General features: G+C 64.8%; 8 protein-coding genes and 1 pseudogene. 7 read left to right on the top strand and 2 right to left on the bottom strand.

The genetic code is table 11. The annotated features are described in order from the left end of the window. From AACR77_RS05955 to AACR77_RS05925, 7 genes and pseudogenes are all read left to right on the top strand, one after another. Window positions 1-1447: M3 family metallopeptidase (locus AACR77_RS05955; RefSeq protein WP_042880339.1), on the top strand; the 1447-nt coding region annotated here is incomplete at its 5' end. A 399-nt stretch (window positions 1448-1846) separates the two neighbouring features. Further along, window positions 1847-2323 (top strand): L,D-transpeptidase family protein, encoded by a 477-nt coding sequence (locus tag AACR77_RS05950; protein ID WP_029313677.1) that lies wholly within the window; start codon window positions 1847-1849, stop codon window positions 2321-2323. 121 nt (window positions 2324-2444) lie between these two features. After that, a complete protein-coding gene (locus tag AACR77_RS05945) occupies window positions 2445-3158 on the top strand; it encodes an AzlC family ABC transporter permease (RefSeq protein ID WP_041210991.1) in 714 nt (237 codons plus the stop codon). A gap of 2 nt (window positions 3159-3160) precedes the next feature. Then, a complete protein-coding gene (locus AACR77_RS05940; RefSeq protein WP_010672834.1) occupies window positions 3161-3496 on the top strand; it encodes an AzlD domain-containing protein in 336 nt (111 codons plus the stop codon). A gap of 122 nt (window positions 3497-3618) precedes the next feature. Further along, window positions 3619-5145 carry a YjjI family glycine radical enzyme gene (locus AACR77_RS05935; RefSeq protein ID WP_042880337.1) on the top strand — a complete coding sequence of 509 codons (1527 nt, stop codon included), beginning with the start codon at window positions 3619-3621 and terminating at the stop codon, window positions 5143-5145. Window positions 5146-5182: 37 nt separating this feature from the next. Next, window positions 5183-6041, top strand: a pseudogene (locus tag AACR77_RS05930) (YjjW family glycine radical enzyme activase). 117 nt (window positions 6042-6158) lie between these two features. Beyond that, window positions 6159-6482: a DUF1820 family protein gene (locus AACR77_RS05925; protein ID WP_010672837.1), complete on the top strand. Its 324-nt coding sequence runs from the start codon at window positions 6159-6161 to the stop codon at window positions 6480-6482. A 16-nt stretch (window positions 6483-6498) separates the two neighbouring features. On the opposite strand, the gene AACR77_RS05920 is transcribed toward AACR77_RS05925, so the two are convergent. Together AACR77_RS05920 and AACR77_RS05915 are read right to left on the bottom strand one after the other, a co-directional pair. Next, window positions 6499-7431, bottom strand: a complete 933-nt coding sequence (locus tag AACR77_RS05920) for a LysR family transcriptional regulator (protein WP_042880335.1) — start codon at window positions 7429-7431, stop codon at window positions 6499-6501. 58 nt (window positions 7432-7489) lie between these two features. Further along, window positions 7490-8496 (bottom strand): amino acid aminotransferase (locus AACR77_RS05915; RefSeq protein WP_042880333.1); only part of this gene is annotated, 1007 nt, incomplete at its 5' end.

Genomic DNA, 8496 nt, shown 5'->3' with positions numbered 1-8496 from the left:
CACGGCGCTGGCCGCCAGCAGCGACGAGGCGGTGCGCCAGAGCGCGCTCGCCATGTTCCACACCCTGGAGCAGTGGGTGGTCGACAACGGCTATCTTGACATCGTCGCGCTGCGCAACCGCTTCGCCCGTGCCATGGGCTATCGCGACTACTTCGATTACAAGGTGCACAAGAACGAGCAGATGAGCCCGGCGCAGCTGTTTGCCATTCTTGACGACTTCATCGCCCGTACCGATGCCCGCTTGCACCAGAGTCTGGCGGAGCTGAAAGCGGCCAAGGGGGAAGCAGCCCTGCTGCCCCACAACCTGCGCTACAGCGTGAGTGGTGACGTGACCCGCCAGCTCGACCCTTACGTGCCCTTCTCCCGGGCGCTGAAGGATTGGGTCGAGAGCTTCCGCCGCCTCGGCATCCAGTATCGTGGTGCCACCCTCACCCTGGATCTGCTGACCCGGGAGGGAAAATACGAGAACGGCTTCTGTCACGGCCCGGTGCCGAGCTTCTGGCAGGAAGGGGAGTGGGTGCCAGCGGTGGTCAACTTCACCAGCCTGGCCAATCCGGCCCAGGTGGGCAGCGGCTGGAGCGGGCTCAACACCCTGTTCCACGAGGGCGGCCACGCGGCGCACTTTGCCAACGTCACCGGCAACGCCCCCTGCTTCTCCCAGGAGTTTCCGCCCACCTCCATGGCCTATGCCGAGACCCAGTCCATGTTCTGCGACAGCCTGCTGGACGATGCGGACTGGCTCAAGCGCTATGCTAGAAACGCGGCGGGAGAACCCATCCCCGATGCGCTTATCCAGGCAATGATTGAAGCGCGCCAGCCATTTCGCGCCTTCAACGAGCGCCAGATCGCGCTGGTGGCCTACTTCGAGCGGGATCTCTACGCCATGGCAGAGAGCGAGCGTACCCCGGCCGCCGTGCTGGCACTGGCCCGCCGCTGGGAGCGCAAGATCCTGGGGGTGGAGAGCCCGCGCCCGCTGCTGGCCATCCCGCACCTTCTGAACCAGGAGTCGGCCTGCGCCTATCACGGCTATCTGCTGGCGCTGATGGCGGTGGAGCAGACCCGCGCCTACTTCCTGAAACGCGACGGCTACCTCACCGACAACCCGCGCATCGGACCGGATCTGGCCGCCCACTACTGGGGACCGGGCAACGGCATGACCCATGACGAGACGCTGCAGAGCCTCACCGGCGAGGGTTTCAGCGCGGTGCCGCTGGCAGAGGCGTGCAACCGGAGTGCCGCCGAGGCGTGGCAACAGGCACAGACGTGCATGGCGGCGGCGCGGCAGCGCCCACCGGCAGGGGAGGGGACGCCCCTCGACGCCCATATCCGGGTGGTGCACGGGGCCGAGCTCATCGCCGACAACAGCGAGTCCGAGGCGCGCATGCTGGCAGAGTTCGAGGCCTGGATCCGGCGCCTTGAGACCGCCGAACCAGTGACCCAGGCCTGAGCCCGGTGTTGCACCGTCAAAAGAGCCCCATCAGGGGCTCTTTTCTTGTGCGTTGAGATGGCCTGACCCCATGGTGCCAGCCGGGGATGGGCTGGTGGACAGGCTCAAGTGTCCCTGGCGGCGCAGCCCGCTGGTTTTTCTTCCTGCGCCATCTTCCAGGCCTCGATGACCTGCGCTGAGGTGCCCGGTTGCAGGCAAGAGACGACGCCCAGCCCTTGGCAGGGCGTCTGCATGGCGGGTTGACGGCCATTTCCCCCTGCTGGCCACAGATATGTTTCTCCCGATATATTGAGTATTCACGGCGATCCCATATCATGGCGCTCGCTCGCCACCAGAGAGTGGCGACATTCAGATGATTTGCTAACAAGAGAGCCCAGAAGGCTCGCAGAGGGATGGATAGTGAGAGCCGTATTGCTGTGTTTGCTGGGGCTGTGGCCCGCGTTGAGTTTTGCCACTCTGTCCGCCGATATGGTGGTGGTGAAGAAGTCGAGTTACAGCCTGACCCTGATGAAGGATGGCAAGGAAGTGAAGCGCTACTGGATTGCCCTGGGCCCGGCTCCCAAAGGACACAAGCAGCGTGAGGGGGATCAGCGTACCCCGGAAGGTCGCTATACCCTGGACTACAAGAAGAGCAACTCCGGTTTCTACAAGGCCATTCACATCAACTACCCGAATCTGGACGACATCAAGCGCGCCAACGAGCTGGGTGTGAACCCGGGCGGCATGATCATGATCCACGGCCAGCGCAACAGCCTGGGGGATCGCAGGGTGCAGCCGTCCAACTGGACCAATGGCTGCATTGCGGTGCTGAACCACGAGATGGACGAGATCTGGAACGCCATCGAGCCAGGCACCCCCATCATCATCGAGCCCTGATCCCGCCTGCCAACGCCCGCTCTCATGCGGGCGTTGCATTTGTTGCAGACCATGGCGTGACACTGCCTCCTGCGCCGTGCTAGTTTTCCCGGTTCGCATTGGCTGTGACAAGGATGATCCCATGATGTCGGAAACCCGCCTCCCTGCGCCCGAGCGCACGGGGGCACTCTGGTGGCGCGCCACTCTGGATATGCTCCCGCTCTCCATTTCCGTCATCCCCTGGGGGATACTGTGCGGCGCCCTGGCGCTTCAGGCGGGTATGAGCCCGCTCCAGGCCCAGCTGATGTCGCTGCTGGTCTATGCGGGGGCGGCCCAGCTCTCGGCCACCACCCTGTTCGGGGCGGGGACGCCGCTGCTGCCCATCATGGGCTCCACCATGGTGATCACCTCCCAGCATCTGCTCTATGGCTTCACCTTCCGCCGAGACGTGCTGCCGCTCTCCCTGCGCTGGCGGGCCAGCCTCGCCTTCTTCCTGACCGACGAGATGTTTGCGGTGGCGCTGAAAGAGAGGGAGCGCAGCGGCGCCTTCAATCCCGCCTATGCGCTCATCGCGGGCTTTGTCTTCTATCTGTTCTGGAACCTGGCGACCCTGCTCGGCATCGCCGCCGGCCAGTACATCGAGGGGCTGGACAAGATGGGGCTCGACTTTGCCATCGCCGCCACCTTTATCGCCATGACGCTCCCCGCCATGAAGAACCTGCCCATGGTGGCGGCCACTCTGGTGAGCGGCGGGACGGCGCTCGTCACCAAGCCGCTGCTGGCGGAGATCCACATCATCGTCTCGGCCCTGGCCGGCATGGTGGTGGGCTATGTATTGCACCGGATGAGGAGGTGATCATGGGCTGGCTGATGATAGGGCTGCTGGCCCTGATCACTTTCTTCAACCGTTTTGCCTTCTTCTCGCGGTTGACCCGCTATCAGCCGGGGGCCGAGATGGGGGCTTTCCTCAGCTTCTCGGCCCAGTCGGTGCTGACCGCCATCTGGCTGCCCATCGTCTTCAGCTATGAGCCCGGCCACGGGCTGGACTGGGATCCGGACTACCTGGCCGCCACCCTGCTGGTGACGGTGCTGACCCTGCTGCGCCTGCCTACCCTGGTGGTGGTGGTCGTCGGCATGGGGGGCTTCTTCCTGCTGCGCTGGCTGGGGGGCGTGGCCCTGTTCTGGCCCTGGTGAAGGGCGTGCCGTGATCCGGCATGGCGGATGTCTTGATGGGATATCCGCCCTGTTGGGAATGTCACTTCAAAAAAGGCCTCTCAAGTGTGAGGATTTTGGTTCCACCCGCCGAGGAGCGAGCCATGTCCTTCACCGAAACCTGCCAGCGCATCGTGCGCGACCCCCTGCTCTCACCGGCCCAGAAGAGCCACGCCCTGGCGCTCGCCGCCGAAAACGCGCTGCCCTATCCCGAGTTGCCCGCCGACGTCGCCGAGGCGATGACGCAAGGGGTACTGTGCGACATGTTCGAGGGACACGCCCCCTACAAGCCGCGCTATGTGCTGCCGGATTACGCGCGGTTTTTGCGCCAGGGCTCGGCCTGGCTTGAGCTGGCTCCGCCGCGGGACTTCGACGAGGCCCTCGATGCCCTGCGCATCCTCTATCACCACGTGCCCTCCGTCACCGGCATGCCGGTCTGGCTGGGACGGCTCGATCAGCTGCTGCTCCCCTTTGTCGGCGAGCTGGATGACGAGACTCTCTACCGCAAGCTGAAAGGGTTTTGGATCTATCTGGATCGGGTGCTGCCGGATGCCTTCATGCACGTCAACATCGGCCCCGATGACAACCGGATCTGCCGCCTGATCCTGCGCATCGACAACGAGCTCAAGCAGGTGGCCCCCAACCTCACCTTCTTCCACGATCCGGAGCAGACTCCCGACGATCTGCTGCTGCTGGCGGTGAAGAATATCGCCGAGTGCAGCAAGCCGCACATCGCCAACTACCCGATCCATCGCGATACCTTCGACCAGCGTGGTTTTGGCATCGTCAGCTGCTACAACTCCCTGCCGCAGGCCGGTGGTGCCAACACCCTGGTGCGCATCTCCCTCAAGCGGGTCGCCGAGCAGGCACAGGGGATCGATGATTTCCTCGGTTGTCTGCTGCCCCACTACTGCCGCCTCACGTCCCAGCTGATCGCGGTGCGCGCCGCCTTCCTGCACGAGGAGTCCGGTTTCTTCGATAGCTTCCTGATCAAGGAGGGGCTGCTGGATGAGGAGCGCTTCGTCCCCATGTTCGGCATCTACGGCATGGCGGAAGCGGTCAACATCCTGATGGATAAAGAGAATCTGCCGGGCCGCTACGGTCACGACGAAGAGGCGAACCAGCTTGGCTATCGCATCTCGGCCCAGCTTTCGGAATATGTTACTGCGACGCCGCAGGCCCATGCCTGGGGTGGGCACGCTCTGCTGCACTCACAGGGCGGCCTCAGCATCGATGTGGCGGTGACCCCGGGGGTACGCATTCCCTATGGGCAGGAGCCGGATCCGGCCAGCCATGTGCTGGCGCTGGCGCCGCACCACGGCTACTACCACTCGGGGATCAGCGAGATCCTGACTCTGGAGCCCACCATCCGCCAGAATCCGCAGGCGCTGCTGCAGCTCTGCAAGGGGGCGCTCGCCATCGGCATGCGCGAGTTCACCGCCAACGTGGCCGACAGCGATCTGGTTCGGGTGACCGGCTACATGATCCGCAAGAGCGACGTGGCCCGCTTCGCAGAGGAGGGCTCGCGGTTGCAGACCACCTGTCTTGGTGCCGAGGCGAGTGACGTGACCGCTATTCGCCAGCGGGCACCGCGGGTGGTGGCTATCGAGACCCTCTTGAATGAGCACTGAGAACGGCAGGCAGAAGGGGGCCGAGCTCAGGGCGACGGTGAGCAGCTGGCTGCCCTTCTCCTGCGTGGACGGCCCCGGCAACCGGCTGGTGCTGTTTTTGCAGGGCTGCAACTTCCGCTGCCCCGGCTGCCATAACCCCCACACCATGGGGTTGTGCGATCACTGCGGTGACTGCGTGCCCGGTTGCCCGGGCGGAGCCCTGGCGATGCAGGAGGGGCGGGTGAGCTGGCAAGCCGAGCTCTGTACCCACTGCGACCGTTGCCTTGATGTCTGCCCTCGCCACGCCAGCCCCAAGACGCGCCAGATGTCGGTGGCCGAGGTGCTGGCCCTGCTGCGCCGCTATGGCCCGCTGCTCACCGGCGTCACCGTCTCCGGCGGGGAGGCGACCACCCAGTTGCCCTTCGTGATCGCCCTGTTCACGGCCATCAAGGCTGCGCCGGACCTGGCCCGTCTCACCTGCCTGCTCGACAGCAACGGATCCCTGGGTGAAACGGGTTGGCAGTGGCTGTTGCCGGTGCTGGACGGCGCCATGATAGACCTCAAGGGGTGGCACGAGCCCGTGCATCTGGCCCTGACCGGGCGGGGCCGCGAGCGGGTGCTGGCGTCGCTGCAACTGCTGGCGCAGGCGGGCGCAGGCGGGCAAGCTGGCGGAGGTGCGGCTGTTGCTGGTGCCGGGGCGGAGCGATTTTCTCGATGCCACTGGCGCGCTGCAGGAGGCGTTGACGACCTTTTTGCTGTCGCTGGGGCCCGTGCCCATCCGCCTCAACGGCTTTCGCCACCACGGGGTGCGAGGGGAGGCGCTGTCATGGCCAGAAGCCGGGTCGGCTGATCTGACAGTGCTTGCCAACGCATTGAAGGCCAAGGGGTTTGGGTCGGTGATGCTGCCTGCGATCTGAGCTCTGCGGCACGTAGGGATGCTGTGACCCGATATGACGCAACTGTGAACTCTGTCTATAGGGGCTGTCCGAGGGGACGGCTAGAATGGGCAAACCGTCCATCACCAACAGATACCCATGAGTGAATCCAACGCCCTTTATCGAGTGCAGTTCATTTGTCACAGCGAGCGTTACGAAGTCTATGTAAGAGAGGTGAATCAGGGCCAGCTGTTCGGCTTCATCGAGATCGCCCACTTCGTGTGGGACAACCACACGGCGCTCATCGTCGACCCCAGCCACGAGAAGCTGAAGAGCGAATTTGCCGACGTCACCCGCACCCTTATTCCCATGCACCACGTGCTGCGGGTCGATCAGGTGCGCAAGCAGGGGGCCGCCCGCATCACCGAGCTGGGTAACAACGTCACCTCTTTCCCAGGCCCCATCTATACCAAGAAGCCCTGATTCCTGCGGCCAGGCATCATTTTGGGGCGTCCAGCTCCCGGGCCAGTTGCAGGATGCGCTGACGGAACCAGCGCAGGGCGGGATCTTCCCCCAGGGGGCCATACCACACCAGGCTGTGGGTCACGGCGCCGTAATCGAAGGGGACAGGGCGGCTCACCAGCCCCTGGGTACAAGCCCGGGTAGCCCAGCCCTTCACGGCCGTGAGAATGAGATCGCTCTGGCGCAGCAGGGCGGCGGCGCTGCCAAAATCCGGCAGGGTGGCCCCCAGTCTGCGCCGTACCTGGCGCTGGGCCAGACTCTGCTCGAAGAAGGGATCGGCCAGCTCCTGATCGCGAATGGCGATGTGGCGCCAGCTCAGGTAGGCATCGAGATCCCAGGGCCGCGTCAACGCCGGATGATCCGCGCGCATCAGGCAGACCAGCTCGTCCTCCCGCAAGGTTTCCCAGACGAGGCCGGGCTGATTGACCCCGGGCTGGCTCTGATCGTGGGGCAGGATCACGAAGTCGAGTTTGCCCGCCGCCAGAGCAGCCAGTCCCTGCTCGTCCTTGTTACGCACGACGGGCATCAGCCCCGGCACCTCCTGCATCAACTGACCCAGTACGGCTCCCATGGGCCAGATCATGCTGCTCTCCCGCATCGCCAGGTTCAGCTCCCCCTGCCAGTTGGCAGGGGCAAATCCTTCCTGGCTGGTGAGGCCGTTGAGCTCCCCCAGCAGGCGGCGCAGCGTCGGGCCGAGGCGCTCGGCAAACGGGGTCAGCAGCAACTGGTTGCCCTGGCGGTAGAGCAGTTGATCCCCCAGCAGTTCGCGCAACTGGTTGAGGGTCTTGCTGACGGTGGAGGGGGTGGTGCAGAGGCGCTCGGCGCTGCGGGTGACACTGCGGGTGTCGAGCAGCAGATGCAGGGTCACCAGGTGGCGACCGCCGAGGCGGGAGAGGGCAATGAGATCCATCACGGTTCCACGGGCAAGGGGACAAACGAAAAGCCCCGCCTGAGCGGGGCTTGCGGGCTTAGCCCTTGAGCACGGCGGCCATGGCGTCGGCCACATAGTCGACGTTGCGGCTGTTGAGGCCCGCCACGCACATGCGACCGGAGCGCACCAGGTAGACGGCGAACTCTTCCCGAAGGCGGTCCACCTGCTCCGGCGTGAAGCCGGTGTAGCTGAACATGCCGCGCTGGTTGATGAAGTAGCCAAAATCGCGGCCCGGCACCTTGGCACTCAGCACCTCGAACAGCTTCTGGCGCATGGCCTTGATGCGGGTGCGCATCTCGGTCACCTCACCGACCCACATGGCGTGCAGTTCGGGCTGGCTCATTACCGCCGCGGTGATCTGGCCGCCGTGGGTGGGGGGGCTGGAGTAGTTGCGGCGCACGGTGGCCTTCATCTGCCCCAGCACCCGGCTCGCCTCTTCGGCATCCTGGCAGATGACCGACAGGCCGCCGCAACGCTCGCCGTAGAAGGAGAGGTTCTTGGAGAAGGAGTTGCTGACGAAGAAGCTGACACCGGCGGCCACCATGGCGCGGATGGCATAGGCATCCTCTTCCAGCCCGTCACCGAAGCCCTGATAGGCGATGTCCATGAAGGGGATCAGGTTCTTCTCGACCACTAGGGCGATCACCTGGTTCCACTGGGCACGGGAGAGATCCACCCCGGTCGGGTTGTGGCAGCAGGGGTGCAGCAGCACGATGCTTTTCGCAGGCAGGCTGCTCAGGCAGTCGATCATGGCGTCGAACTGCACGCCGCCGGTGGCCGCATCGTAATAGGGGTAGTCGTGCACCTTGATGCCGGCCCCCTCGAACATCGCCTTGTGGTTGTCCCAGGTGGGATTGCTGACCCACACCTCGGAGGTCGGGAAGTAGCGCTTGAGCAGATCGGCGCCGATCTTCAGGGCGCCTGAGCCGCCGATGGTCTGGATGGTGGCGATGCGACCCGCCTTGACCGCTTCGTGGTCGGCGCCAAACAGCAGGTGCTGCACCGCGGTGCGGTAGTTGGCGGCGCCTTCCATCGGCTGGTAGG

Source organism: Aeromonas sp. ZOR0002 (assembly GCF_963866995.1).
In the GTDB taxonomy this organism is placed as follows: Bacteria; Pseudomonadota; Gammaproteobacteria; order Enterobacterales; family Aeromonadaceae; genus Aeromonas; species Aeromonas caviae.
Note: the sequence above shows the minus strand (reverse complement) of the source record. Positions and strands in the feature narration are given on the sequence as shown.